The sequence below is a fragment of the Amycolatopsis sp. PSD-21 genome (assembly GCF_055561455.1).
This window is the reverse complement of the sequence record NZ_CM145712.1, coordinates 533,089-558,074: the sequence shown is the minus strand read 5'-3', so window position 1 is coordinate 558,074 and position 24,986 is coordinate 533,089. Positions and strand designations below refer to the sequence as shown.

General features: G+C 69.4%; 27 protein-coding genes and 1 pseudogene. 11 read left to right on the top strand and 17 right to left on the bottom strand.

Annotated features, from left to right (window positions below; all coding sequences use genetic code 11):
• Window positions 1-21 precede the first annotated feature (21 nt).
• The 3 genes from ACZ1DY_RS02945 to ACZ1DY_RS02935 all read right to left on the bottom strand — a co-directional run bounded on the left by ACZ1DY_RS02945 (window position 22) and on the right by ACZ1DY_RS02935 (window position 3,371).
• Complete coding sequence (locus tag ACZ1DY_RS02945; RefSeq protein ID WP_465483545.1) at window positions 22-834, bottom strand: alpha/beta fold hydrolase; 813 nt, start codon at window positions 832-834, stop codon at window positions 22-24.
• Window positions 835-966: 132 nt separating this feature from the next.
• Complete coding sequence (locus ACZ1DY_RS02940; protein ID WP_257489386.1) at window positions 967-2,139, bottom strand: L,D-transpeptidase; 1,173 nt, start codon at window positions 2,137-2,139, stop codon at window positions 967-969.
• 179 nt (window positions 2,140-2,318) lie between these two features.
• Complete coding sequence (locus ACZ1DY_RS02935; RefSeq protein ID WP_465483544.1) at window positions 2,319-3,371, bottom strand: UDP-N-acetylmuramate dehydrogenase; 1,053 nt, start codon at window positions 3,369-3,371, stop codon at window positions 2,319-2,321.
• A gap of 26 nt (window positions 3,372-3,397) precedes the next feature.
• Here ACZ1DY_RS02935 and ACZ1DY_RS02930 point away from each other — a divergent pair, with 26 nt between their 5' ends.
• The 5 genes from ACZ1DY_RS02930 to ACZ1DY_RS02910 all read left to right on the top strand — a co-directional run bounded on the left by ACZ1DY_RS02930 (window position 3,398) and on the right by ACZ1DY_RS02910 (window position 7,067).
• A complete protein-coding gene (locus ACZ1DY_RS02930; RefSeq protein ID WP_192747693.1) occupies window positions 3,398-3,895 on the top strand; it encodes a DUF2505 domain-containing protein in 498 nt (165 codons plus the stop codon).
• The gene (locus ACZ1DY_RS02925; RefSeq protein WP_465483543.1) at window positions 3,877-4,674 is read left to right on the top strand and encodes a class I SAM-dependent methyltransferase; all 798 of its coding nucleotides are present in this window, start codon (window positions 3,877-3,879) and stop codon (window positions 4,672-4,674) included. The genes ACZ1DY_RS02930 and ACZ1DY_RS02925 overlap by 19 nt, the downstream gene beginning before the upstream one ends.
• A gap of 63 nt (window positions 4,675-4,737) precedes the next feature.
• Window positions 4,738-5,397, top strand: coding sequence for a DedA family protein (locus tag ACZ1DY_RS02920; protein ID WP_257489390.1), 660 nt, complete (start codon window positions 4,738-4,740; stop codon window positions 5,395-5,397).
• A complete protein-coding gene (purU, locus tag ACZ1DY_RS02915; RefSeq protein ID WP_192747691.1) occupies window positions 5,375-6,259 on the top strand; it encodes a formyltetrahydrofolate deformylase in 885 nt (294 codons plus the stop codon). The genes ACZ1DY_RS02920 and purU overlap by 23 nt, the downstream gene beginning before the upstream one ends.
• Window positions 6,260-6,437: 178 nt before the next feature.
• Window positions 6,438-7,067: a pyridoxamine 5'-phosphate oxidase family protein gene (locus ACZ1DY_RS02910; protein WP_192747690.1), complete on the top strand. Its 630-nt coding sequence runs from the start codon at window positions 6,438-6,440 to the stop codon at window positions 7,065-7,067.
• Window positions 7,068-7,121: 54 nt separating this feature from the next.
• On the opposite strand, the gene ACZ1DY_RS02905 is transcribed toward ACZ1DY_RS02910, so the two are convergent.
• The 3 genes from ACZ1DY_RS02905 to ACZ1DY_RS02895 all read right to left on the bottom strand — a co-directional run bounded on the left by ACZ1DY_RS02905 (window position 7,122) and on the right by ACZ1DY_RS02895 (window position 9,796).
• Complete coding sequence (locus ACZ1DY_RS02905) at window positions 7,122-8,120, bottom strand: NADP-dependent oxidoreductase (RefSeq protein ID WP_465483542.1); 999 nt, start codon at window positions 8,118-8,120, stop codon at window positions 7,122-7,124.
• Between the two features lie 99 nt (window positions 8,121-8,219).
• The gene (locus ACZ1DY_RS02900; protein ID WP_126733196.1) at window positions 8,220-8,654 is read right to left on the bottom strand and encodes an SRPBCC family protein; all 435 of its coding nucleotides are present in this window, start codon (window positions 8,652-8,654) and stop codon (window positions 8,220-8,222) included.
• 242 nt (window positions 8,655-8,896) lie between these two features.
• Window positions 8,897-9,796: an ABC transporter substrate-binding protein gene (locus tag ACZ1DY_RS02895; RefSeq protein WP_126733195.1), complete on the bottom strand. Its 900-nt coding sequence runs from the start codon at window positions 9,794-9,796 to the stop codon at window positions 8,897-8,899.
• Between the two features lie 175 nt (window positions 9,797-9,971).
• Here ACZ1DY_RS02895 and ACZ1DY_RS02890 point away from each other — a divergent pair, with 175 nt between their 5' ends.
• The gene (locus tag ACZ1DY_RS02890) at window positions 9,972-10,658 is read left to right on the top strand and encodes an ABC transporter permease (protein ID WP_185927127.1); all 687 of its coding nucleotides are present in this window, start codon (window positions 9,972-9,974) and stop codon (window positions 10,656-10,658) included.
• A complete protein-coding gene (locus ACZ1DY_RS02885) occupies window positions 10,655-11,371 on the top strand; it encodes an ABC transporter permease (protein ID WP_126733193.1) in 717 nt (238 codons plus the stop codon). The genes ACZ1DY_RS02890 and ACZ1DY_RS02885 overlap by 4 nt, the downstream gene beginning before the upstream one ends.
• Window positions 11,372-11,373: 2 nt before the next feature.
• Here ACZ1DY_RS02885 and ACZ1DY_RS02880 read toward each other — a convergent pair.
• The 5 genes and pseudogenes from ACZ1DY_RS02880 to ACZ1DY_RS02860 all read right to left on the bottom strand — a co-directional run.
• A pseudogene (locus ACZ1DY_RS02880) lies at window positions 11,374-12,801 on the bottom strand (aromatic amino acid lyase); the annotation flags it as partial.
• Window positions 12,798-13,352 (bottom strand): YbaK/EbsC family protein, encoded by a 555-nt coding sequence (locus ACZ1DY_RS02875; RefSeq protein ID WP_126733191.1) that lies wholly within the window; start codon window positions 13,350-13,352, stop codon window positions 12,798-12,800. The pseudogene ACZ1DY_RS02880 and the gene ACZ1DY_RS02875, both read right to left, overlap by 4 nt.
• 13 nt (window positions 13,353-13,365) lie before the next feature.
• Complete coding sequence (locus ACZ1DY_RS02870) at window positions 13,366-13,659, bottom strand: DUF2516 family protein (protein WP_034310520.1); 294 nt, start codon at window positions 13,657-13,659, stop codon at window positions 13,366-13,368.
• An 85-nt stretch (window positions 13,660-13,744) separates the two neighbouring features.
• Window positions 13,745-14,419, bottom strand: coding sequence for a hypothetical protein (locus ACZ1DY_RS02865; RefSeq protein ID WP_457958611.1), 675 nt, complete (start codon window positions 14,417-14,419; stop codon window positions 13,745-13,747).
• Entirely contained in the window at window positions 14,416-14,823 is a 408-nt protein-coding gene (locus ACZ1DY_RS02860) for a helix-turn-helix domain-containing protein (RefSeq protein WP_126733366.1), read from the bottom strand. Before ACZ1DY_RS02860 ends, ACZ1DY_RS02865 begins: the two co-directional genes overlap by 4 nt.
• 151 nt (window positions 14,824-14,974) lie before the next feature.
• On the opposite strand from ACZ1DY_RS02860, the gene ACZ1DY_RS02855 reads away from it, so the two are divergent.
• On the top strand, window positions 14,975-16,105 hold the full coding sequence (locus ACZ1DY_RS02855) for a methyltransferase domain-containing protein (protein WP_465483541.1): 1,131 nt from the start codon (window positions 14,975-14,977) through the stop codon (window positions 16,103-16,105).
• Here the strand turns inward: ACZ1DY_RS02855 and ACZ1DY_RS02850 are convergent.
• The 3 genes from ACZ1DY_RS02850 to ACZ1DY_RS02840 are packed head-to-tail and all read right to left on the bottom strand — an operon-like array spanning window position 16,070 to window position 17,508.
• Window positions 16,070-16,726 (bottom strand): P-loop nucleotide/nucleoside kinase family protein, encoded by a 657-nt coding sequence (locus ACZ1DY_RS02850; RefSeq protein WP_126733188.1) that lies wholly within the window; start codon window positions 16,724-16,726, stop codon window positions 16,070-16,072. The genes ACZ1DY_RS02855 and ACZ1DY_RS02850 overlap by 36 nt on opposite strands.
• A gap of 2 nt (window positions 16,727-16,728) precedes the next feature.
• Window positions 16,729-17,106, bottom strand: a complete 378-nt coding sequence (locus tag ACZ1DY_RS02845) for a TFIIB-type zinc ribbon-containing protein (protein WP_465483540.1) — start codon at window positions 17,104-17,106, stop codon at window positions 16,729-16,731.
• A 33-nt stretch (window positions 17,107-17,139) separates the two neighbouring features.
• Entirely contained in the window at window positions 17,140-17,508 is a 369-nt protein-coding gene (locus ACZ1DY_RS02840; RefSeq protein WP_126733186.1) for a VOC family protein, read from the bottom strand.
• A gap of 93 nt (window positions 17,509-17,601) precedes the next feature.
• On the opposite strand from ACZ1DY_RS02840, the gene ACZ1DY_RS02835 reads away from it, so the two are divergent.
• Complete coding sequence (locus ACZ1DY_RS02835; RefSeq protein ID WP_371878878.1) at window positions 17,602-18,069, top strand: CGNR zinc finger domain-containing protein; 468 nt, start codon at window positions 17,602-17,604, stop codon at window positions 18,067-18,069.
• 538 nt (window positions 18,070-18,607) lie between these two features.
• On the opposite strand, the gene ACZ1DY_RS02830 is transcribed toward ACZ1DY_RS02835, so the two are convergent.
• Window positions 18,608-19,906: a DUF445 domain-containing protein gene (locus ACZ1DY_RS02830; protein WP_257489400.1), complete on the bottom strand. Its 1,299-nt coding sequence runs from the start codon at window positions 19,904-19,906 to the stop codon at window positions 18,608-18,610.
• A 29-nt stretch (window positions 19,907-19,935) separates the two neighbouring features.
• Between ACZ1DY_RS02830 and ACZ1DY_RS02825 the strand changes: the two genes are divergently transcribed.
• Entirely contained in the window at window positions 19,936-21,099 is a 1,164-nt protein-coding gene (locus ACZ1DY_RS02825; RefSeq protein ID WP_465483539.1) for a pyridoxal phosphate-dependent aminotransferase, read from the top strand.
• Window positions 21,100-21,123: 24 nt separating this feature from the next.
• On the opposite strand, the gene ACZ1DY_RS02820 is transcribed toward ACZ1DY_RS02825, so the two are convergent.
• Entirely contained in the window at window positions 21,124-21,597 is a 474-nt protein-coding gene (locus ACZ1DY_RS02820) for a sigma-70 family RNA polymerase sigma factor (protein WP_126733182.1), read from the bottom strand.
• A 365-nt stretch (window positions 21,598-21,962) separates the two neighbouring features.
• On the opposite strand from ACZ1DY_RS02820, the gene ACZ1DY_RS02815 reads away from it, so the two are divergent.
• Window positions 21,963-23,030: a hypothetical protein gene (locus ACZ1DY_RS02815; RefSeq protein WP_465483538.1), complete on the top strand. Its 1,068-nt coding sequence runs from the start codon at window positions 21,963-21,965 to the stop codon at window positions 23,028-23,030.
• A gap of 452 nt (window positions 23,031-23,482) precedes the next feature.
• On the opposite strand, the gene yczR is transcribed toward ACZ1DY_RS02815, so the two are convergent.
• Complete coding sequence (gene yczR / locus ACZ1DY_RS02810; protein WP_465483537.1) at window positions 23,483-24,937, bottom strand: MocR-like transcription factor YczR; 1,455 nt, start codon at window positions 24,935-24,937, stop codon at window positions 23,483-23,485.
• Window positions 24,938-24,986 lie beyond the last annotated feature (49 nt).

Genomic DNA, 24,986 nt, shown 5'->3' with positions numbered 1-24,986 from the left:
CTGGTCAACACTCCCGAAGTCCTACTGATCGGCGAACCGGCGCAGTAGATCACCGAACTCGTCCGCCGCTTCGGCGAACGGCAGATGCCCCACCTCAGGTAGCCAACGCACGACAGCCCCCTGAATCTTCCCCGCCGCGTATTCCGCGGACGTCGGATCGATCACAGCGTCCGCGAGACCATGGACGATAAGTGTCGGTTTGTCCAGATCGCGAAGTACGTCCTCGCTCCCGATGTCGCGCCGGAACAGCGCGGAGCGCACCGCGGGCGGGGTCGAGAGACAGGCGCCGAGCAACGATTGGGCGAGCGTGCCGGACACCGGGGCGGCCGTCATCCGCCCGCTGAACTGCACCAACGCGGGAATCGCGACCGCCGGATCGTCCGAAAGCACCGCCGGGATGGCCTCACGCATGGCGGGCCCGACCTTGCCGCCGGGCCGGTTCTTGCCGATTTCTGTGATGGCGCCCACAAAAACGATGCCACCGAGCCTCGACGAGCCGTGCACGCGGAGGTAGTCGGTGATCACCAGGCCGCCGTAGGACCAGCCGACGACGATCGCGTCCTCACCGGCGAAGTCGAGAACCGAGGCGAGGTCTTCGGCCCAGACGCGCGGATCGTCGTATCCGGCGGAGGGCACCTCGGAGTCGCCGTGACCGCGCAGATCCATCGCCACCAGGCGGAATCGTTCGCTGAGCGCGGGATCCGCCAGCTGCGGTGCCCAGGCCTTGGCGGACTGGGCCCAGCCGTGCACGAACACGATCGGACGGGTGTTCTCGGCGCCCTCGACCCACAAGCCGATGCGGGTCCCGCCGTAGCCGACTACCTCGGTCTTCATGCCCGCACTTTATGAGGTCGGCCGGGTTGGTCGTGAGTGGCGTTTCGGGTTAGAACCCGAAACGCCACTCACGACCACCTGTACCGAACGGCCACCGGCGCCCTTGTCACTTGGCTACTTGATGTCACTTGGCTACTTGATCGCGGAAAGGGCCTTCCAGGACTTCCAGTCGTAGAACCAGTCCTTGACGTCCGATTTGGTCGGGCTGCCCAGTTTCGAACCGGTGATCTCGACCGGGTCGCCGATCATGGCCGAGTCGAAGTACTTCTTCGCGTCCGAGTCGAGCAGGTTCACGCAGCCGTGCGAGGTGTTGGCCTTGCCGATGTTCGCCGCGTTGTCCTGGTTCTCGTGGATGTACTCGCCGTTGTTCGAGATCCGGCAGGCCCACTTCTTGTTGACGTTGGTGTAGCCGTAGCGCGCGTTGTCGAACCGCGCCGTCGGCTCCTTCGTCATCACGATGAACGTGCCGTTCGGGGTGTTGCGCTGGACGTCGGAGTCGAGGCCGTTCGAGCACGGGTAGCTCGCCGATTCCGCGCCGCCCCGGTAGACCTTCATCACGTGGTCCGGGGTGTTGATCTTGACCACCTGGTTGCGGCCGATCTTGAACTCGGTGGTCACGTCGGCCTTGCCGTACGCGCCGCCGCCGAGCGCGACGCCGTAGAGCTTCGCCTCGACGTTGACCTTGATGTTCGCGGGCCAGTACTCCTTGGGCCGCCAGTCGACCTGTGTGTCCGACAGCCAGCCCCAGGAACCCTCGACGTCCTTGTCGGTCTTCACCGTGAGCGCCTTTTCGGCGGCCGCCTTGTCCTTGACCGGGGACGCGAACTTCACGCTGATCGGCATCGCGACGCCGACCTCGGCGTCGTCGGTCGGGTTCAGCGTGGCGCGAACCTCCTTGGCGGGTTTGACCGTGCTGAACGAACCCTTGAACTCGGCGGGCTTGTTGTCGCTGCCGGTGGCCTTCGCGGCGTACGTGTACGTCTTGCCGTAGCCGAGGACCTCGGTGCTGGTCCAGGTGAGCCCGTCGGGGGAAAGCTCGCCCTTGACGTCCTTGCCGCCGTCCCCGGTGACCTTGACCTCGGTGAGCTTGCCGTCGGCGACCTTCACGACGACCGGCGTCACCACGGAGGCGTCCTTGGCGTCGGCGGCGGGTTCGGCGGTGATCTTGGCGACCGGGGCGGCGTTCTGCTCCCCGCCGCTGCCTTCGGGCTTGGCGTTACCGCCTTCTCCGCTGGAGCAGGCAGCGGCCAGCGCGGCCGCCCCCGCGGCGAGCGCGGCCTTGAACACCGTGCGCCGTTCGATCACGTGTACCTCCCATGAAGATCCCCGTCTCCCCGCGAGCCCCTACCCGCTCAGCGCTGGGAACCTCTCCGACGTTACCCGCGGCGACGGAAGTCACCCGCGCCCCTCACGGGGATAGACGCGCAAGACCGGCACGGGGTTGTTCACCCTCCCGCATTTCGTCCGCTGAATGCGGGCGAGGGCTAGAGCGAGCAGTTGATCAAAAGAGGTTCCGGGTGCAGCGAAACGCCGAAGCGAGCTTCGACGCCGTCGCGCACTTCGCGCCCCAGAGCGAGAAGGTCCTCTGTCGAGGCTTTACCCCGGTTCGTGAGCGCGAGCGTGTGCTTCGTCGACAGCGAGACCCTGCCGCCGGGCCCTTCGTGCCCCTTCGCGAACCCGGCCCGCTCGATCAGCCACGCGGCGGACAGCTTCGTGCCGCCGGGCGCCGGGTACTGCGGCACGCGCACGTCCTCGCCGACCACCTCCACGATCCCCGCCAGCACCTTCGCCAGCCGCGCCTCCCCGATGATCGGGTTGGTGAAGAACGAGCCCGCGCTCCACGTGTCGTGGTCGTCGGCGTCCAGGACCATGCCCTTGCCGCGACGCAGCCCGAGGACGGCTTCGCGTGCCTCGGCCGCCGGGACCCGGTCACCGATCTCGACACCGAGCGTGCGGGCGAGTTCGGCGTAGCGGATCGGGGCGGAGAGGCCGTCTTCGGTGACCTTGAAACGCACGGTGAGCACGACGCCCGCGTCGGTCCCCTTCAGGATCGACGTGCGGTAGCCGAAGCCGAGCTCTTCGGCGCTCAGCGTGCGGATCTCGCGGGCGGCGCGGTCGTAGAGGTCGACCGAGACCAGTGACTCGGCCACCTCGCAGCCGTACGCGCCGACGTTCTGGATCGGTGTCGCACCGACCGAACCGGGGATCCCGGACAGGCATTCGAGCCCGCCGAGGCCCTTCGCGACCAGATCCTCGACGAAACCGTCCCAGTTCTCCCCCGCCGCGACCTCGACGAGATCCCCGTCACGTGTCCAGCCGGTCGTGCCGACCTTCAGCACCGTGCCCGCGAAACCGTCGTCGGCGACGACGAGGTTCGAGCCGCCGCCGAGCAGCAGGATCGGCTCACCGGCGTCGTCGGCCTCGCGGACCGCGTCGACCAGGGCCTCCACGGTCTTCGCCTCGGCATAACGCCGTGCCGGACCGCCGAGGCGCAACGTGGTGTGGTCGGCGAGGGTGGGAGTTTCGGCAGTGCTCACGCCCGTGAACGGTACTGTCTGGCGCCATGGCCTCCCGTATCGAGCACCGATCGACGTTCTCCGCAGACCTCGCGACCACGTTCGACGCGGTCGCCGGCGAGGCGGCGCTGCGGGCGAGGCTGGAGCAGATCGGCGGCGACGACGCGGAGCTGCTGGAGTACGCCCCGGCCGGGGACGGCGTGCGCTACAAGCTGCGCCAGGGCATCAGCTCGGACAAGCTCCCGTCGGCCGTGCGGACGCTGCACCGGGGCGATCTGATCGTCGAGCGGGAGCAGACCTGGAAGGCCGCCGGATCCGGCTACACCGGCACCGCGACGGCGTCGGTCTCGGGCGTGCCGGGCGAGATCACCGCCAAGACGTCGCTGACCGGCGAAGGCGAGCGGACGACGCTGGTCAACAGCGGCGAGGTCAAGGTGCGGATCCCGTTCGTCGGCGGGAAGCTGGAAGGCGTGATCGCCGAACAGGTCACCAAGCTGCTGGAACGCGAGGCCGAATTCGTCGCGAAGTGGCTGGCCGAGCGCTGAAACCGGTCGGGGCACCGACACGGGGCACGACCAACCCCAACCGGCTCCGCCGCGTCGACCGCTGGCTCGCGAGCGACCCTGCCGTGACCGGGCTGCTGCATCGCGCGGACGAACCGCTCGTGGTGGACCTCGGCTACGGCGCCTCACCCGTGACCACCGTCGAGATGGCGCGCCGGCTGCGCACCGTCCGGCGCGACGTCCGGGTCCTTGGCCTGGAGCTGGACGCCGAACGGGTCGCCGTCGCGCAAACCGCCGTCGACCGGCCGTGGCTGGACTTCCGGCGCGGCGGCTTCGAACTCGCCGGGACGCGGCCGGTGCTGGTGCGCGCGTTCAACGTGCTGCGCCAGTACGACGAGGCCGAGGTCCCGGGCGCCTGGTCGCTGATGCTGGACGCGATGGCGCCGGGCGGACTGCTCGTCGAAGGCACCTGCGACGAGATCGGGCGGCTCAGCACGTGGGTCGCGGTCGGCTCCGGCGGGCCACGCAGCCTGACCCTGTCCGTCCATCTCGCCAGCCTGGAACGTCCGTCCACAGTGGCCGAACGACTGCCCAAGATCCTCATCCACCGCAACGTTCCCGGCGAACGGGTCCACGAACTACTGTCCATTTTGGACATCTGCTGGGCGACGGCGGCGCCGCACCAGAACTTCGGCGTCCGCGCCCGCTGGGCGCACGCCGTCCACCTGCTCACCGCGCGGGGCTGGCCGGTGCTGAACCGGCCGTCGCGGTGGCGGCTCGGTGAACTCACCGTGCCGTGGTCGTCGGTGGCCCCGGACTAGGAATTCACCGGTCGAACCCCGCTCCGTCACCCCAATGCGACCTGCGGTGATCACCATGGAACCGTGGAACTGCTGGAGTACGTCACCGGGCTGCTCGAGGGCACGCTCGGATCGCCCTGGCTGTGGGTGATCGTGTTCCTCGTGTCCGGGTTGGACGCGCTCCTGCCGTTCATGCCGAGCGAGACCACGGTCATCACCGTCGCCGTCCTGATCGGCACGGACTTCCCGCAGCTGGCGCTGCTCGCGCTGATCGCCGCGCTCGGGGCCTGGCTGGGCGACTGCCTCGGCTACACCGTCGGCGCGGCCGCGGGTCCGCGAGCGCTCGCCCGCCTGCAGCGCGGCCCGGACGGGGTCCGGCGCTACGAATGGGCGAAGATCCAGGTCCGGCGCAACGCCGTCCTGCTGATCCTCGCCGCCCGCTACCTGCCCGGAGGCCGGGTCGCGAGCGGGCTCGCCAACGGCAGCCTCGGCTACCCGCCGCGCAAGTTCGTCCCGCTCGACGCCCTCGGCGCGAGCATCTGGGCGGTGTACAGCGTCCTCATCGGCCTCGTCGGCGGAGCCGCCTTCGCGGACGAGCCGGAGAAGGGCCTTCTGCTGTCCTTCGCGCTCGGCCTGCTGCTGGTCGCGGCGATCGAGGTCGGGCGGCGGGTCCGCGTCCGGATACTGACCCGGCGCCGCGCGGCGGCCGAGACCAGCGACAATGGGGTCCGTGTCGAACCCTGAACGTCGCTATGTGATCTCCTTCGGCTGCCCCGACCGCACCGGCATCATCGCCCGTATCTCGGGTTTCCTCGCCGAACACGGCGGCTGGATCGTCGAGGCGGCGTACCACACGGACCCCGACACCGGCTGGTTCTTCACCCGCCAGGTCGTCCGCGCCGACTCGCTGCCGTTCGACGCCGCCGAACTGCGCACCCGCTTCGCCGACGTCGCGAAGTCGCTTTCGGCCGAGTCCAGCTGGCAGGTCAGCGACACCGGTGAGCGGCGTCGCGCCGTGATCCTCGTCTCCAAGGCCGGGCACTGCCTCTACGACCTCCTCGGCCGGGTCGCCTCCGGGGAGCTGGACGTCGACGTCGCCGCCGTCATCGGCAACCACGCGTCGCTGGGCGACATCACCCGCGCCCACGGCATCCCGTTCCACCACGTCCCGTTCCCCGCCGGTGACGCCGCGGCCAAGGCGTCCGCCTTCGCGGAAGTGCGGAAGCTCGTCGACGAGCACGACCCGCACGCCGTCGTCCTCGCCCGGTTCATGCAGGTCCTGCCGCCGGAACTGTGCGAGGCGTGGGCCGGGCGGGCGCTCAACATCCACCACAGCTTCCTGCCGTCGTTCGTCGGCGCGCGGCCGTACCACCAGGCCCACGCGCGCGGGGTGAAGCTCATCGGCGCGACCTGCCACTACGTCACCGCGGACCTCGACGCGGGCCCGATCGTCGACCAGGACGTCATCCGGGTCGACCACGGCGACTCCGTCGAGGACATGGTCCGCAAGGGCCGCGACATCGAAAAGGTGACGCTGGCGCGCGGACTGCGGTGGCACCTCGAAGGCCGCGTGCTGGTCCACGGGAACCGGACGGTGGTCTTCTAGGCGCTGTCCTGTGGGTCTGTTCGATGGGCTTCGTGATCCAGGTGGTTCCTGACGGTGCGGGCGGGTCGGCCTCGTACCGGGTCGTACTCGGCCGAGCCCGCCCGTGCCGTCAGGGAGCACCTGGGCGCGAAGACCGCGGACAGACCCACAGGGCAGCGCCTAGTGGTTGACTGGGGTCATGGGGACCTCAGAGATCAAAGTGATCGAGACGCGCGAAGCGCTGCGTGAGCACCTCGGCCATCCGGCCGAGCGCACCAAGGGGAAGATCATCCCCTTCCTCGATCCGCACGCGCGCACGCTGATCGAACACTCGCCGTTCTACCTGCTGGCGACGGCGTCGTCCGACGGGACCTGTGACGTCTCCCCGCGGGGCGACCCGGCCGGTTCGGTGAAGGTGCTCGACGACCGGACGCTGGTGCTGGCGGACCGCCCGGGCAACAAGCTGCTCGACAGCCAGACCAACATCCTCGAGAACCCGCACGCCGGGCTGCTGTTCGTGATCCCGGGGATGAACGAGACGCTGCGGATCAACGGCCGCGCGAAACTGGTCGCGGACGCGCCGTTCTTCGACGACCTCGTGGTCAAGGGCAAGCGCCCCGCGCTGGCGATCATGGTCGAGGTCGAAGAGCTGTACATGCACTGCGCCAAGGCTTTCCTGCGGTCTTCGCTGTGGAAGCCGGAAACCTGGCCGGAGCGTTCCAGCCTGCCGACCGCCGGCCAGATCTTCCGCGACCAGATGAAGCTGGACATGTCGGCGGAGGCGCTGGACGCCGCGCTGACGGAAGGCGCGCTCACGACGCAGTACTGAGCCGAAGGACGCTTTCCTCGCACGAGACGCGGGGAAAGCCTCCTTCGCTTCAGGTCAGACGCGGACCAGCATCTTGCCGGTGTTCGCCCCGCCCAGCAGGTCCAGGAAGGCCTGCGGCGCGTTGCGGATACCGTCCACAATGGTCTCCGAGTACTTGAGCTCACCGGAGGCGACCAGCGGCGCGACCTCCTTGACGAACTGCGGCTGCAGCGCGAAGTGGTCGCCGACCAGCATGCCGCGCATGGTGAACCGCTTCGCGATGATCGACGCGAGGTTGCGCGGCGCCGCGGCCGGTTCGGTGTTGTTGTAGACCGAGATCATCCCGCAGATCGCCATCCGGCCGTGCAGGTTGATCGAGTCGATCGCGGCTTCGAGGTGCTCGCCGCCGACGTTGTCGAAGTACACGTCGATGCCTTCGGGCGCCGCCGCGCGCAGCTGCTCGACGACCGGGGCGTCCTTGTAGTTGAACGCCGCGTCGAAACCGAGTTCGTCGGTCAGCCACTTGACCTTTTCGTCGGTGCCCGCGCTGCCGATGACCCGCTTCGCGCCCTTCAGCTTCGCGAGCTGGCCGACGACGGACCCGACGGCGCCCGCCGCGCCGGACACGAAGACGGTGTCGCCCTCCTTGAACTCCGCGACGTCGAGCAGTCCGGCGTACGCGGTGAGACCGGTCATGCCGAGGACACCGAGGTACGCGGTGACCGGCGCGGCTTCGGGGTCGACCTTCACCGCGTGCTTCGCGGCGACGACGGCGTGCGAACGCCAGCCGAGGCCGTGCAACACGATGTCGCCGGGCTGGAAATCGTCCACGGTGGACTCGAGTACTTCACCGACGGCGCCGCCGTGCATGACCTTGCCGACCTCGTACGGTTCGGCGTAGGACTTCGCGCTGCTCATCCGGCCACGCATGTACGGGTCGACGCTCAGCACCTGGTTGCGGACCAGGATCTCCCCTTCGCCCGGCACCGGGATCTCGACGTCGGCGATCTCGAAGTTCTCGAGCGTGGGGACGCCGTGCGGACGGGAGGCGAGCCGGATCTCGGTTGCGTTCACGAGGTAACTCCAAGTCTGTCGCTCAAGCGGGGCGATCGCCCCGTATTCACGCCGGGTACAACGAGCGAACCGGGGCGACCATTCCGGTTGTGGTGAGGACTACACGACCTCGGCGAGTTTGCCGAGGACTCCCTCGTAGATCCGCTTGAGCCCGCCGGGCGCGAAGGTCTTCTCGAAGAAGCCGCCGATGCCGCCCGCGCCGTCCCAGGTCGTCTCGATGCGGACGACGCTGCCGTCCGGCACCTCGCGGACGGTCCAGGTGGTGACCATGCTGGAGTTCGCGTCGGTCTCGACGATGGTGCCTTCGGACGGCTCGGTCACCGTCGCCGCGACGTCACGCACGCGCTTCGACGTGGCCTGCAGCTTCCAGCGCGCCTTCGTGCCCGCGCCGACCCCGCCTTCGGTGACCTCGTAGTCGCGGTAGTGCTCGGTGAGCAGCTTCGGCCGGGTTTCGGCGTAGTCCGCGACGAGCGCCCTGACCTTGTCCGCCGGCGCCTCGATGGTGCGCTCCGCGATGGCCGTGACCTTTCCCATCCCACTCCCTTTCACCCGTGGTGCAACGACAGCGTCCACGATTCCACCGGTGCCCGCAGGGGGAGCGGGCGACCCCTCGGCGAGTACGGCGGCGCAGAGCGGCCGAAGGTTGCGAAAGCCACTTTCGCAACGTTGAAGGTTGCGAAAGTGGCTTTCGCAACCTCAGGGCCCGCCTCCGGACGCGATGAAAGGTCCCTTCCTCGCGAGTTTCACAAGGAAGGGACCTTTCATCGCGCGAGGGCTCAGATGAGGGACTTCTCCTTCAGCCACTCCTTCGCGACGTCGGCCGGCTTCTCGCCGTCCGAGTCGACGCGCTTGTTCAGCTCACGCAGCTGCGCGGTGTCGAGGGCCTTGCTCACCGCGTTGACCGCGGCCACGAAGTCGGCGCCGCGTTCGTCGAGGACCTTCTTGTTCACCGCGGGCACGACGTTCTCGGTCGGCACGATGCCGAGGTCGTCCTCCAGCGCCACGAACTGCGGGTCGCCGACGAGCGGGCTCACCGAGTCGACCGGGATGACGGTGACCTTGCCGGACCGCAGCTGCTCCACGCGCGGGCCCGCCTCCTGCACGGCCTGGAAGGTGGCCTTCAGCTTGTAGACGTCCGTGAAGCCCTTGAAGCAGGGGAGCCGCTCCGCGCACTCCGGCCCGCCCGCGACGATGACGTTGTCGAGCTTGGACAGGTCGCTGATCTTCGCGAGACCCTTCTCCTTGGCGAGGTCGGCCTTCACGATGTAGGTGTTCTTGTTCTCCGCCGGCGACTGTTCCAGCAGGGCGATGCCGTCGGGCTCGAACAACTTCCTGAGCTGCTCGTGCTCGGCCGCCGCGTCCTTCGCGGCTTCCTTCCCGTATCCGGTTGTGATGGCGGCGCCCTGGTATTCCGGGATGAACTGGAGTTCGCCGGATTTCAGCGCCGGGTAGATCAGCTCGCGCGTAGCGAGGTTCAGCTTGCGAGTGATCGGGAAACCCTCGGCCTCCAACGCGTTCGCGTACAGCTCGGCGAGGATCACGCTGTCGGTGAAGTTGAAGGACGCCACCACGATCGGCGCCCCGCCCTTGCTCGGCGCGGGCGGGGCCGCCGCGTCGTCTCCGCCGCCCCCACAGGCGGTCATACCGAGGATGGCGGCGGCGAGCACCGCGCCCACTCGAACATTCCGTGTCCAGCGCACGTGCACACACTCCTATGACTCGTCAGAGGAAAGAACCGTATCCCCGGGCCACGACAAGAATCCACATTTTGAGAGTTGCACCCCGTCCGCTCCCAGAGAACGGAATCCGGCCGCCCGATCGGGGTAAGGTCGGCCGGTGCGAGCATCCTCCGTGTTCCCCGTTCCCGCCCAAGGCGGACGGCCGCTCTTCGAGTGGCGGTGGGTGGACCGCAACCTCGACGAGATCTTCGAGCGGCTCGGTGAGCACATCACGCTGACCGCGGCGGCGCTCGCCATCGGGCTGGTGGTGTCGATCGGTGTTTCCGTGGTTTCGCTGCGTCGCAGGTGGTTCTACGTCATCGCGCTGGGCACGGCGGGTTCGTTGTACGTCATCCCGAGCCTCGGCGCCTTCGCCGTACTGGTGCCCTTCACCGGGCTGACGTCCTTCACCACCGCGGTGATTCCCTTGGCCACGTACACGTTGCTGATCCTCATCCGCAACATCGTCACCGGCGTCGAACAGGTGCCCAAGGAAGTCCGCGAAGCCGCGATAGGCATGGGTTTCACGCGTGCGCGGCTGCTGTGGCAGGTCGAACTCCCGCTCGCGCTGCCGGTGGTGATCGCGGGCCTGCGGGTCGCGGCGGTGACCACGATCGGGCTCGTGACGGTGACTTCCATGCTCGGCAAGGGCGGCCTGGGGTACTTCATCCGCAACGGCATCCAGACCGCGACGCCGAATCCGACGTCGATCATCGTCGGCGTCGGGCTTTCCGTGGTGCTGGCCGTGGTGGTCGATCTGCTGCTGTGGCTCGGCGGGCGCGCGCTGGCACCGTGGTCGCGGAAGGCGGCGTCGCGATGAGCATCATCGACCAGACCATCGAGTGGTTCGGCGAACCGAACCGCTGGAGCTGGACCGATCCGGCGGGCGTGCCGTACCGGACGGTCGAGCATCTCCAGTTCTCCTTGCTGGCGCTGGCGATCTCCGCCGTGCTGACGATCCCGCCCGCGTTGTGGCTGGCGCACTACCGCCGCGCGCAGTTCCTCGCCACGAGCGCGGTGAACATCGGCCGCGCGATCCCCAGCTTCGGGCTGGTGATCCTGTTCTGGTTCCTGGCCGCCCGCCTCGAAGCGGACACGAGCTTCTGGCCGTTGATGCTCGCGCTGGTGGCCTTGGCGCTGCCGCCGTTGTTCACGAACACCTACGCGGGCGTCATCCAGCTGGAGCAGGAAACCGTCGACGCCGCGCGCGGCACCGGCCACCGCGAGTGGCAGATCATGCTGCGCCTGGAGTTGCCGCTCGCGTCTCCGGTCATCCTCGCGGGTGCCCGCGTCGCGTTCCTGCAACTGGTGGCGACGGTCGCGATCGGCGCGATCGTCAACGACGGCGGCGGGCTCGGGCGGTACATTGTGGACGGTTTCGCCCTCGGCGAACCCGGCCACGGCGAGATCCTGGCGGGTGGCATCGCGGTCGTCGTGCTGGCTTTGGTGTGCGAAGGCGTTTTCGCGCTCGTCACGCGTTGGGTGACCCCGCGCGGGCTGGCGATCCAGTCCCGCGCGGATGCCCGCACCTAGTCCAACGTCGTCAGGTCGTTGAAGTACGAATCCCGCAGCACGGCGACCATAGCCGCCACCTCCGGCCCCAAGGACCGATCCTCTTCGACAGGCGGCACCAGCCCACTCAGCCACTCGTAAGCGGCACGAAGCCGGGGCGAGCCGTCACCGGCCGCCAGCCACCGCGCCTGCGAACCCGTGATCAGCTCGCAGGCGGTGATGGCGAACATCCGCGCGCATGCGTCACGGAGCTGATTCCCCGCCGCCCAGGCGAACGCCTGCACGTCCTCCTGTCCGCCGGAAGTGTCGACGGAGCCCAGGGTCGCGGGTGTGGCCAGCCGCCGCAGGGCGTGCAGTTCCCCCACCGCGCGTTTGTGCAACGGGATCAGCCCCGCCTGCGGCCCCGGTGCCACCGCGAGCTGCGCGGGCAGGCCGCTGAACCGTTCGTCGAGCAACCGGTGCGTCCGCTGCACGCTCACTTCGCCGAGATGCACCAGCGCCGCCGTCACCGCGTCCATCCGCAGCCCGAGTTCGACGGCGTGGAATCCCGTCGTGGACACGAATTCGCCGTCGAGGAAGGCGGGCGAGTCCGTCGGCGCCGAACGCCGCAGGACCTCACCCAGCTCACCGTTCACCCGCGTCAGATGGGCGATCGCCCGCGGCGCGACCCGCACGGAGACCGGCGCCTGGACGACTCCCTGGCGCTCCGTGGCACCGTCGAGCAGGCCGCCGATCTCGTACAGCACCGACTCCAGCACCCGATCGTCTCCCGCCGACGCGGGGCGATAGACCGCTTGCGGCGCACCGAGAACGTCGATCGCGATCGCGGCGGCCAGCGTCTCGAGGTCCGCCACCTGCTGGACCTCGGTCCGCGCGAACGCCGCGAGCGTCTCCGCCAGCGGCGAGCCCTGGATGAGGGTCGCGGCCTCCTTGAGCCCCGGCTCGTACGGCTCCGCCAGCACCTGCGCCGCAGGCGTCTCGACGCCGTCCACCAGCACGGTCCCGACGCCGAGGAAGGTCTGGAAGGCGTGCGCCAGCGGGATGATCTCGCCGGCGCTGCCCAGCCCCGTCCGCGGTACGGCGGGCGTGAACCCCTCGTTCAGTCGGTCGACAAGGAACGTCACCAGCTCGGGGCTCGCGCCCGCCTCCGGCGCGAGCAGATCCCGCAGGCGCACAAGCAGCAGCCACCGCACTTCGCCTGCCGAGAGCCACGGCGGACCGCCGACGGCACGGCCGATCAGCAGGTTCCGCTGGTGCGCGCTCGACGCGGGCGCGGCGATCCCCGCGAGCCGCCCCATCCCGGTGTTCACGCCGTAGACGGGGCGCTCGTCCAGCGCGGCGAGGACTCGGGCGCGGTTCTCCCCGAGCTTCGCCAGCAACGCGGGATCGATCTCCAGTGCCCCGGCCTCGAAGGCCGAAGCCAGCGAGAAGTCCTTTGTGGACAGCCTCACTCGACGGGGCGCGCGAGCCCGTCGATCACCTCGGCACCCGGCAGGGACGCGAGGACCGGGCCAGGGATCAGCAGCTTGCCGCCGCGGATTCCGCTGCCGATGACCAGTTCGGGTTCGTCGGCGACGCGCTGGTCGATCAGGATCGGCCACTCCGCGGGCAACCCGACCGGCGTGATGCCGCCGTACTCCATTCCGGTGAGCGAGACGGCCTCGTCCATCGGGGCGAAGGAAGCCTTGCGGACGTCGAGACGGCGTTTGATCACGCCGTTCACGTCGGCGCGGGTGGTGGCGAGGATCATCGCGGCGGCGAAGCGGACCTCACCGGCACGTTTGCCGGCGACGACGACGCAGTTCGCGGACGCGGAAAGCGGTGAGCCGTACGCCTCGCAGAAGGCGGCGGTGTCGGCCAGCTCGGCGTCGATCTCGACGACGCCGACGGCGTCCGGATCGGGCAGGGCGGCGAGCGCCTTGGCGACGGGCTCGGCGAGCAGGTCCGTGCGGGAGAGGGCGGGGACGACGGTGAGGCTTCCGGCGATGGTCCAGGTGGTCACAGGCCCACCTTAATCACCAGTTACGGCCGCCGCGTTGCACCTCGATGAGCTTGGGACGCACGTCCACGAGGTAGACCAGGACCGCGACCAGCGCGGGCAGCCACAGGATCATGCCGCCGCCGTAGAACTGGAAGAAGGTCAGCACCACGGTGGATCCGCCGGTGATGAGCATCCAGATGGGCTTGGTCTTCCGATCGGCGGCCGAATACGCGTCCGCGCGCTGCAACAGCGCATGCACGAAAGCGAACAGCCCCGTCAGCGCGCCGCCCCAATGGATGGCGATGAGGATCCAGGTGGCAACGAACACGAACTCAGCTTACGTCAAACCGGGCGAATGACCCGGGCCCCCGGCACCGAAGGCGGTGCCGGGGGCCCCGGAGTTCACGCGGACCTTACTTCTCGGTGGTCTTCGGCGCGGTGGCCGGCTTCTTGGCGGCCGGGCTGGTGGTGGTGCGGCGCGCGGTGGCCGTGGTCTTCGGCGCGGTCTTGTTGGCGACCTTGCGCGAAGCCGAGCGGGTCTCGTGCGCGAGGTCGTCGCCGATCTCCTCGACCTCGTCGGCGATCTCGCCGGCGACCTCGGTCACCTTGCGGGCGGTCTTCTCGCCGACGGAACGGGTGCCCTTGGTGACCTTGCCGAGCACGGTGTCGATGCGCTCGCGGGCGTCGGTCGTCGCACCCTCGACGCGGTCCTGCGCGGTGCTGATCGCGTCCTCGAGCTGCTCGATGGCCTTCTTGACCTGCGGCTGCGCGGCGATCTTGTCCCACGCCTGCTCACCGGACTCGGCCAGCTTGTTGTACAGCTTCAGCGCGGCTTCGGTGTACTCGTCGATGACCTTGCGCAGCTCGGCCGGGTCCAGCTTCTCGCGGAGACCCTCGACGTCGTGCGGGAGCTCCTCGATGTTCTTGCGGGCGCTCTCGCTGCCCTCGACGACCTTCTCCTTGGCCTTGGCCACGGCGTCGACGACGGCCTGGCCCGCCAGGTTGCCGGCGCCCAGCGCCGCCAGCAGCGGCGTGCGGACCTGGTCGAGGGCGGTGTGCTTGCGGTCGTTCTTCGTGGCGGTGGTCATGCTGACTCCTTGGATTCGGCGGCTTGTTCTCGGGTTGGCGCCACCGGCTCTGGCTTCGCGGCGGCGTTCTCTCGGCGGAACGATTCGTAGACGTCGAGCAGGACCTGCTTCTGCCGTTCGGTCAGCTCGGTGTCGGCACGGATCGCGTCGCCGACCGGGCCGCCCATGGGCAGATCGAGGATTCCCGCTTGCACGTAGAGCGCCTCGGCCGAGATGCGCAGGCCCTTGGCGATCTGCTGCAGGATCTCCGCGCTGGGCTTGCGGACCCCGCGCTCGATCTGGCTCAGGTACGGATTGGACACGCCGGCGAGTTTCGACAGCTGCCGCAAGGAGATCTTCGCGTTGCTGCGCTGCTGGCGGATGTACTCGCCGATGTCGGAAGCGATGTCCGCGACCTTCTCCATCGGCCCACCCGATGCGGGCTGATCCCGGTCGATGTCTGACATCGGTCACCTCCTCGCGACGTCTTCAACGCTACGCGCGGGTGCTAGCAATTGCAAGCACTCTGCTTGCAACCATCGGGTGTGTTGGTGCTCACCCCGCTACCGTGGAGGGATGTCGAACGCGACGCGGCTGCGGCGGCGCCTCGTCGAGCATCTGCTCGCCGAGGGCGTGCTGCACGACGCGCGCTGGATGACCGCGTTCCGCTCCGTGCCGAGACACGTCTTCCTGCCGCGGTTCTTCGTCCCGGCGGCGAACGGCTGGGCCGCGGTCGAAAGCGGCGACGAGGAATGGCTCCGGCGCGTGTACTCCCCCGACGTGCTGGTCGTCCAGCTCGACGACGATTCCGGTCTCTGGGAACGGGCGCGCTATCTCGGCGCCCAGCCGGGAACGCCGACGAGTTCGTCCAGCCAGCCGTCGATCATGGCGATCATGCTCGAAGAGCTCCGGGTCGCCGACGGGCATCGCGTACTGGAGATCGGCACGGGCACCGGTTACAACACCGCTCTGCTGTGCCATCGGCTCGGCTCCGGGCTCGTGTACACAGTGGACATCGATCCGGAACTGGTCGACGCCGCGCGCGAACGTCTGGCGGAGATCGGGTACGCGCCATCGTGCGCGGCGGCCGACGGCGCCGAGGGCTTCCCGGCCGGCGTGCTCTACGACCGGGTCCTGTGCACCTGTTCGGTTTCGTCGATCCCGCCCGCGTGGCTGGAGCAGACGGTGCCGGGCGGGCTGATCGTCACCACGCTGAACCGGCCGATCGGCGGCGGGCTCGTCCGGATCGTCGCGGGCGAAGGCGCGACAGGACACGGGCGGGTGCTCGCCCGCGACGGTCGCTTCATGCCGCTGCGCGCGCACCGCTTCAAGCCGTCGAAGGCGCTCGAAGGCGACGTCTCCTGGCGGCCGACCAAGCTGCCGATGGGAGTGATCACCGAAATCCGCAGCCGCTTCGAGTTCTTCGCCGGGCTCCACCTCCCCGGCGTGACGGCCGCGCGAGCGGGCCAGAGCACCACGTTGGTCCACCCGGACGGCTCATGGATGCGGCATCGGCAGCGGGGCGGCGAGTTCGAGGTGGCCGAAGGCGGCCCACGGCGGCTCTGGGAGATCGTCGAGGCGGCCCACGAGGACTGGCTCGCCCTCGGCGAGCCGGGGCGGGACCGGTTCGGGCTCAGCCTCGACGGCGAAGACCAGGTGATCTGGCTGGATTCACCCGATGGCCGCGTTTGGCCGCTGCGTCCCTGAAAGCAGGCCTCGCACCCACTTCTCGACGTGGTCGACGGCGTCGTCCACCGGGATGTGGGTGGTGTCGAACAACTCGACCGGCGGATCCATCGAGGGCGCTTCCGCTTGCAGCCACTCGTTGAACTCCAGCATCTCCTCGACGCGCTCCTCGTCCCATTCGCGCCAGGCCGGCCGCGCGAGCAAACGCTTGCGCAGCGCTTCGGGCTCGCTGACGAGCGCCAGGTAGTGGATGTCGGAGAAGAAGACGCGCTCGGGCAAACGCTCGAACTCGGGCGGCGCGACGGTGCCGCAGAGCACGACCGGCCGCCCGTTCTGGTGCAGCATCGCCGCCATCCGCAGCCAGGTCGAACGGAACGCGGGATGGCCGGGGACGTCGTCCCGCAGCGCCCCGGTCCACAACACGTCCTGCTCGACCACGAGTGCGAGATCGCCGAGGCGTTCCGCGAGCCGCGGCCCGACCGTCGACTTGCCGGCGCCGCTCGGGCCGGTCAGCGCGAAGAGCGGAAGGCGCCGGAACGGCCACTGGTGCGCGCATACCGCGCACACCAGCAGCCCGCTCTCGACTCGTGGCCGTTCGGCGCGATCACCGCAGGCCGGGCAGATCTTGAGATCGAGGACCACGGTCAGTCGAAGAGGCCCTCGAGGAAGCCGCCCTTACGACGCTTGTGGCCGTAACCGTGGGGCGAGTCCGCGTAGCCGCCGCGATGCCCCCTGGGCGAGTCGGCGTAACCGCCCCGGTAGCCCTTCGGCGAGTCCGCGTAGCCGCCGCGATGCGGCCGCGGGGAGTCCGGCCGTCCGTAGTGCGGCGCCGGCGCGTGTCCACCTCCCTGGTACGGCGGGGGCGGCTGGTGCCCTCCGCCGTAGTACGAGTTCTCGGCACCGGCGATGGCTTCCAGCTCACCCCTGTCCAGGAAGATGCCGCGGCACCCCTGGCACTGGTCGATGTGGATGCCGTTCTTGTCGACGGTCTTCATGACGTTCTGGCACTTCGGACAAATCACGTATCAGAGATTACGCATTTTTCGGGTCCGAGGTCAGCAGGCGCACAGACAAAACGGGTGCCCGACCGGATCCGCGTACACCCGGAAGGTCTCCGGGGAGTCGTCGAGCAGCTTCGCGCCGATCTTCAGCGCGCGCTCGTGAGCGGCCTCCATGTCGGTGACGTCGAGGTCGACGTGGGCCTGCTGCGGGTTCTCGGCGGACGGCCACGCGGGCGGCCGGTAGTCGGGCACACGCTGGAACGAGAACCGCGCGCCGCCCTCCGGGTTCCGCAGGGTCACCCAATGGCCGTCTTCGGCGACTTCGGCCGCCTGCCAGTCGAGCAGCTCGCGGTAGAACTCCGCCAGCGCGACCGGGTCCGGGCAGTCGAGGGCCACCGCGCCGAAGGTCGGTACCGCACCCATGGTTCAGCCTCCAGAATGATCGAGTAACCAGTGAACTGAGTATGCGGGTTATCAGGGCCGATGACAACCGGTGCCGCCCGTACACTGGGGAAGGTGAACACCGACGCGTCCCTGGTGGTCGAGTTTCTGAACACGGTGAACGTCGAACGCGGCACCGACCTCCTGGACGATCTGGAGTCCTGGCAACACTGGGCCCGGGATCATCGGCTTCGCGCGGATACCCCCGCGGCCGCGCGCGAAACCCGGGACGCGCTGCGGGCCGCGATCGGCGACCCCCGGCTGCCCCGGCTCGGCCTGCGCGCGCCGGCGGAGATCGTCCTCGGCCCGGAAGGTCCGCTGCTGGTCTCGGAAACGGTCTGCGAGGCGGTGATGGCGGCGTCGACGCGGCTGACCGTGCTCGGGGAGTGGATCCGGCTCAAGATCTGCCCGGCGGACGACTGTCTTTGGGCGTTCTACGACGAATCGCGGAACCGGTCGAGGACGTGGTGCTCGATGCGGGCCTGCGGGAACCGGGAGAAGGCGCGGGCCTGGCGGGCGCGGACGGCGGACATCTCGACCTGAGCCCACGGCGACGTCGCGAAAGCCACTTTCGGGACATCAGAGGTCGCGAAAGTGGCTTTCGCGACGCGACCTTGGCGACGCGGAGGCAGGACGCACTCCGGGCACCCGAGAGGTTGCGAAAGTGGCTTTCGCAACGTTGAAGGTTGCGAAAGTGGCTTTCGCGACGCGACCTTGGCGACGCGGAGGCAGGACGCACCCTGGGCGCCAGAGAGGTTGCGAAAGTGGCTTTCGCAACGTTGAAGGTTGCGAAAGTGGCTTTCGCGACGCGACCTTGGCGACGCGGAGGCAGGACGCACTCCGGGGGCACCAGAGAGGTTGCGAAAGCCACTTTCGCAACCCCGGCGCCGCCCCACCCCGGGGAACCCGAGGCACCCGAACGACCACAACTTCTGGTGTCACCCACCCCCGAGTTACCCCCAGGGGTTGTGCACACCGTTAGGCCAAAAACGTGAAAAGCTGTGGATAACCCTGGGGATGACTCCACTTCCTGTGGACAACTCCCGGTAAGCCCTCCGGAGTGTGGTATACGCGCGGCCACTCAGAAGAGCAGCTGCGCGACCGTGTAGATGACCAGCCCGGCGAGCGCGCCGACCACCGTGCCGTTGATCCGGATGAACTGCAGATCCCGGCCGACCTGGAGCTCGATCTTGCGCGAGGTCTCCTCGGCGTCCCAGCGCTCCACGGTGTCGGTGATGATCGTGGTGATCTCCTTGGAGTAGTGCGTGACCACGTAGGCCGCCGCGCCCTCCACCCAGGTGTCCACTTTGGACCGGATGTGGTCGTCGGAGACCAGCCGCCCGCCGAGGGTCTCCAGGCCGGTGCGCACGCGGCGCCGCAGCTCGCTCGACGGGTCCTCGGCGGCGTTGAGGAGCATCTCCTTCGCCGTCGCCCACGCCGAGCCGATCAGCTTCTGCACCTCGTCGTGCCCGAGCATCTGGGATTTGACCTGTTCGGCGCGCGCCATCACCTCGGGGTCGGTCTGCAGATCCTGGGCGAACTCGCCGAGGAACTTGTCCAGCGCCAGCCGCATGGGGTGGTTGACGTCGGTCTTCACCGCCCAGACGAACGACAGCACCTCGCCGTAGACCTTGTCCGCGAGCATCTCGTCGACGAATTTCGGCGACCAGCTCGGCGCCCGGTCCGAGACCACGCGCAGCATCGTCGTGTGGTTGTCGCGCACCCATTCGTAGGCGCGGTCGCACATCAGGTCCACCAGCTTGTGGTGCGCGCCGTCGGCGAACACGCCTTCGAGGATCTTGCCCAGCGGCGGACCCCACGGTTTGTCCACGATCCGCTTGACCACGGCCTGTTCCATGATCGCCTGGACGTCTTCGTCGCGGAGCACCTTCACCGCCGCCCGCACGACGGTGGCCAGCTCCGACGTCACCCGCTCCGCGTTGGCGGGCTGCGAGAGCCAGCCGCCGAGCCGCTTCGAGACCTCGACCCGGCTCAGTTTCTCGCGGATCACGGTCTCGGAAAGGAAGTTCGAGCCGACGAAGTCACCGAGACTGCTGCCCAGCGCGTCCTTCTTGTTCGGGATGATCGCGGTGTGCGGGATCTTGATCCGCAGCGGATGCCGGAACAGCGCCGTCACCGCGAACCAGTCGGCGAGCGCGCCGACCATCCCGGCTTCGGCGGCGGCGCGGACGTAGCCGACCCAGGCAGGCCAGCCGGCGGCTTCGGCCCAGCTGGTCAGCAGGAAGATCACCGTCGCGCCGAGCAGGAACGACAGCGCGACCATCTTCATCTTGCGCAGGCCGCGGCGCTTCTCCTCCTCGGCGGCGGTTCCACCGGGCGGATCGGCTGGGGTCACCTTGGCGGGCGTCAGTTGCTCCACACGGCCATTGTCCGTGAGGATGGCTGATCGTGCGCGAACCTGTCCTCGTACCCCGCCTCCAGCCCTTCACGTCGACCATCTTCGCGGAGATGACGGCACTGGCCGTCCGCCACGAAGCCGTCAACCTCGGCCAGGGTTTCCCCGACACCGACGGGCCGGCCGGAATGCTCGACGCCGCCAAGAACGCGCTGTTCGGGGGTGCGAACCAGTACCCGCCGGGCCCGGGACGGCCGGAGCTGCGCGCGGCGATCGCGCGGCATCGGCTCCGCTACGGCGTCGAGTACGACCCGGACACGGAGATCCTGGTCACCGCCGGCGCCACCGAGGCCATCGCGGCGTCGCTGATCGCGCTGACCCAGACGGGCGACGAGGTGATCGTCATCGAGCCGTACTACGACTCGTACGCGGCCGCGGTCGCCATGGCGGGCGCGGAGCGGCGTGTCGTCGGCCTGGTGGAACGCGACGGCCGGTTCGCGCTGGACGTCGAGGGCCTGCGCGCCGCGGTGACCGGCCGGACCAGGGCGATCCTGATCAACTCCCCGCACAACCCGACCGGCACGGTGTTCACGCGCGCCGAACTGGAAGCCGTCGCCGCGCTCTGCGTGGAGCACGACCTGATCGCGATCACCGACGAGGTGTACGAGCACCTGGTCTTCGACGACGCCGAGCATCTGCCGCTCGCGACCTTCCCCGGCATGCGCGACCGGACCGTCTCGATCTCCAGCGCGGGCAAGACGTTCAACTGCACCGGCTGGAAGATCGGCTGGGTCTGCGCCAGCCCCGAGCTGGTCGCGGCGGTGAAGGCGGCGAAGCAGTTCATCACCTTCGTCTCGGGCGGCCCGTTCCAGCCCGCCGTCGCCCACGCACTGGACCACGAACTGGCGTGGGCCGAAGACCTGCGCACGAGCCTTCAGGGCAAACGGGACCGGCTCGCGGCGGGTCTCGCGGAGGCCGGATTCGCGGTCCGGCCGACCGCCGGGACGTACTTCGTCTGCGTCGACGTCCGGCCGCTCGGTTTCGACGACGCCGCGGAACTGGCCTGGGAACTCCCCGAACGGGTGGGGGTGGCGGCCGTGCCCGTAAAGGTGTTCACCGATCACCCGGACGAGTGGAAACACCTCCTGCGCTTCGCGTTCTGCAAACGCAACGAGGTCATCGACGAAGCGGTCACCCGATTGCGCAAACTCCGGTGACTCGTCCGATGTTCACGGCACTGTTCATACCCAGCCGCCTCTTTCGAGTGTTCGTCTGAGCCGGTCCAGACACCGTCGTCGCAGCCTGCCCACGCTGGCCGGACTGATGCCCAGCTCGCCCGCGAGCTGGGCGTAGGACAGCTCCGGCCGGTACGCGAGGAGCCGCATCATCCGCCGATGCGAGTCCGGTAGGCGATCTACCGCCGCCCAGAGCGCGCGGTCGCGTTCGGCGCGGACGACCTCGGCCTCCGGGGTCGGCTCCGCGCCGGGCAGCGGACGCGGCGTTTCGCGCCTGTTCCTGGTGATCATCCGGAGCGCGCGGCGCCGCGCGGTGGTCGTCAGCCAAGCGGCGAGCTTCGCTTCGTCGCGTAGCGCGCCGGGCGCGCGAAGGAGTTCCAGCCACGCGTCCTGACAGACGTCGTGCGCGTCGGCTTCGCTCAGCCGGTACGCCTTCAGCGTCTTGAGCACCGCCGCCGACAGCGCGTTCACGTCCCACATCCCGGACCTTCCCCTCCTAGCGGCTTGCGCTCGCCGCACCGATCACCGAACGCGACTTGGACGGCACACACCGCATCCGGGATCCGGAAAAGGTCAGGTCACCGATGATTTGAGTAGTTCCACCCCTCCCCGGATGGCCGCCGGGTACATACCGAGAGTGATCAACTCCGGTACTCCAGGCACCGGAGCCGGTTGCGTCGTTCCGCCTAACGGGCTGGATCGGCGGCGGCTGAAGTGAAACACTCCCCTCCGGTGCTAAAACTGGTGCAGCCCCGGGGGAACTGCGACCTGGCCGGAAGAGACCCCAAGAAAGATCGAACTCACGCGGAAAACGTGGGTTTCAGGCGCGGACGGTGGTGATTGCCATGAGTGGTACGGCAGTCGTGCGCCGTGGCGGCCTCACCGCCCCGAAGCGAATCCTTTTCGCGGGCGGACTCGTGCTCACCGGCTGGCTCCTCGGCGCCGTGCTGAGCACGACGGCTTCGGCCGACGAAGAGCCACCCGCGACGCCGGAGACCTCCGTCGTGCAGCCCACGGACGAAACCGGATCCGGGAAAACGACTACTCCCGAGAAACCCGCCGAGTCCACTGAGTCCAATTCGGACTCCACCGCGACCGAAACCGCGAAACCCGCTGAGACCTCTCAGGAAGAGCCCGCTCCCGTTGCGCACGAGGAGCCTGAGGCCACTGTGGAGGAAGAGTCGGTTTCTTCTCCGGAACCGGCCACGAAGACCGCGAAAGCCCAGACGTCCAACGGCTTGCTGGGCGGCCTCATCGGCGGCGTGCTGAATGTCGTCACCACTACGGTCGGCGGCGTCGTCCACACCGTCGGCGGCGTCGTCGGCGTCGTCGACGGGATCGGCGACCAGGTCGTCACGCCGATCCTCACGCCGGATCCGTGCTGCGGCGCGGGTGCCCCGGTGATCCTGCCGGGCACCGGCGACATGCTCGACCCCGTCTTCGGCGGCGGCTCCGGCGAGTCGGCGGGCGGCTCGGTCACCATCGCCGTCCCGGCCAAGGCCGTCACGGAGAACGCCCCCGCGCCTGCCGCTCCGGCCCCGCGTCCGGCTGTCCCCGCCGAGACCCCCGCTCCGGCGACGGCTAGCCAGAACCACCGCGTCACGCTGCCCGTCCGGGTCAAGACCGACGCCCAGCCCGTTCCGGCCGCGCCCGCCGAATCCGACACGCACGCGTCCCCGGACGGCGGCGGCTCGGGCGGCGGCGGTGGCCTGCCGAGCACCCCGGTGGCCCCGATCGCGCCCACGACGACCGCCCAGCCGGGCCACGACAACACCGGCGGCGGCCGTGGGCCGCTCGCCGTGCTCGACGCCGGAATGCCCGCCACGCAGCTGAAGCTCATCGGAACCGGCTGCGACCACGAAGGCGAGCGCACCGGCAGGGAAGCCGCGCTTCCCGCCACCTCCCCCGACTGACCTGACCGGGTCGCCGGGGAGAACCACGTCCAAACCAAGATCAACTTCGGGTTTCGACGTCTGCTGATCCCGCCGGCACAAGCCGCTTTTCGCCTGCCCCTCTCCTCAGGCATCCCCTTTGTCTTTCCGAACGGCCGACCGCGCCCGGCCGGTTCGGATCCCGGCCCCGGCGCCGCGCTGCCCCTGCGGCGCCGGGACCAGCACCGGGTGGACTTCGGGGGCTTCTGCTCACCGCGCCGAGCAGGAGCCGGTCAAGCTCGAAGCCCGCCTGAACCGCGGGCGGTTCCCGGCACGTCGAGGGGCTGTGCCGGGTAACCGCCGCGGTGCCCGTCCCGAGGTTCCGGTCTCGGGGCGGGCCGGATAGCCGGTGCGCTGGTCGCGCGGCGCCGATGCCCTCCCTGGAGCATCGAGCGCCCCGCCGGCGCACCGGCTATTTCCGTTTCCAGCCGGGGTCAGGTGACCTGGACGGTGGCCGGGGCGGCCGCGGCGGGGGTCGCGGCCAGCGAAGCGGCGGCCGCGCCCAGCCGCCGCACGGCCTCGAAAAGCCGGTCGGCCGGAAGCGCGTACGGCAGCCGCAGCCAGCGCTCCAGTCCACCGTGGACACCGAACCGCGAGCCCGGCGCCACCTGCACACCGTGTCCCGCCGCCGCGATGGCCAGCCGCGTGCTCATCGGCTCCGGCAGACGGCACCACACCGAAAGCCCGCCGGACGGCACGGTGAACGTCCATTCCGGGCAGTACCAGTTCAGCGCCCCGGTCAACGCGTCACGCAGCGCCAGCGTCTCCTGACGGCGGTGCGCCAACGCGGCTCCGCCGTCGTCGAGCAGTTCGGCGAGGACGAGCTGCTCGAAGACCGGCGATCCCAGGTCGACGGCGAACCGGGCCGCGATCAGCCTGCCGATGACGTCTTCGGAGGCGCGGATCCAGCCGAGCCGCAGGCCCGCCCAATGCGATTTGGACGACGAGCCGATCGTGATGCCGAGGTCGCCCAGGTACGCGCCCAGTGGCGGCGGCCCGTCGGCCGGATCGCCTTCGTGGTCCAGTTCGACCAGCGTCTCGTCGACGATCGCCGGGGTGCGAGCGCGGCTCAGCGCGGCCCCGAGGCGCTGACGGCTGTCGGCGTCCATGCGCAGGCCGGTCGGGTTCTGGAAGTCCGCGACGAAATACGCGAGCTTCGGCGCGGATTGCCGTAGCGCGGCCTCGATCCCGACGATGTCCCAGCCGGTGGCCGGATCGAGCGGTACCGGCACCGGGATGGCGTGCGCGGCGCCGACGGCCTCCAGCGAGTTCGGGTACGTCGGCTGCTCGACCAGCACCCGGTCGCCCGGACCGGCCAGCATCCGCAGGGCCAGTACGAACGCGTGATGCGCGCCGTTGGTGACCATCACCTGATCGGCGTTGGTCGGCAGCCCTCGTTCGGTGTAGCGGCGGGCGATCCGCTCACGCAGGATCCGCAGGCCGCGTACCTGGTAGGCGTTCTCGCCGAGATGGTCGACCAGCGCCTTGCGCGCGGCGTCCACGGCCGGGACCAGGCCCGCGACGGCGGGCGGGCAAGCCTGGGCGAGGTCGATGAGGTCCTCGCCGGTCGGCAGGACCGGCTCCCGGCCCCGGCCGCCGGGCGACGCGATCCACGAACCCGCCCCGCGGCGGCTGGCGACCAGGCCGTCGGCCCGCAGCTTGTCCAGCGCGGCGCCGATCAGCGTGCGGCTGACCTCCAGCGCGTCGGCGAGCTCGCGTTCCGCCGGGAGTTTCGTGCCGAGCGGGAGCCTGCCGTCGAGGACCAGCAGCTCGACGGCGGCCGCCAGGTCCGCGGCACCGTGTCGAGAACCACTCTGCCGCCAGTTCCCCAGCAAAATGGCCAATTTTGGTCCCGAAACGCGTCCAGTCAGCGGGATCAGCGGTTCCATAAGGCCAATTGTTCCAGATTGGCCATGGTCAAGATAGCCACTTACCCTT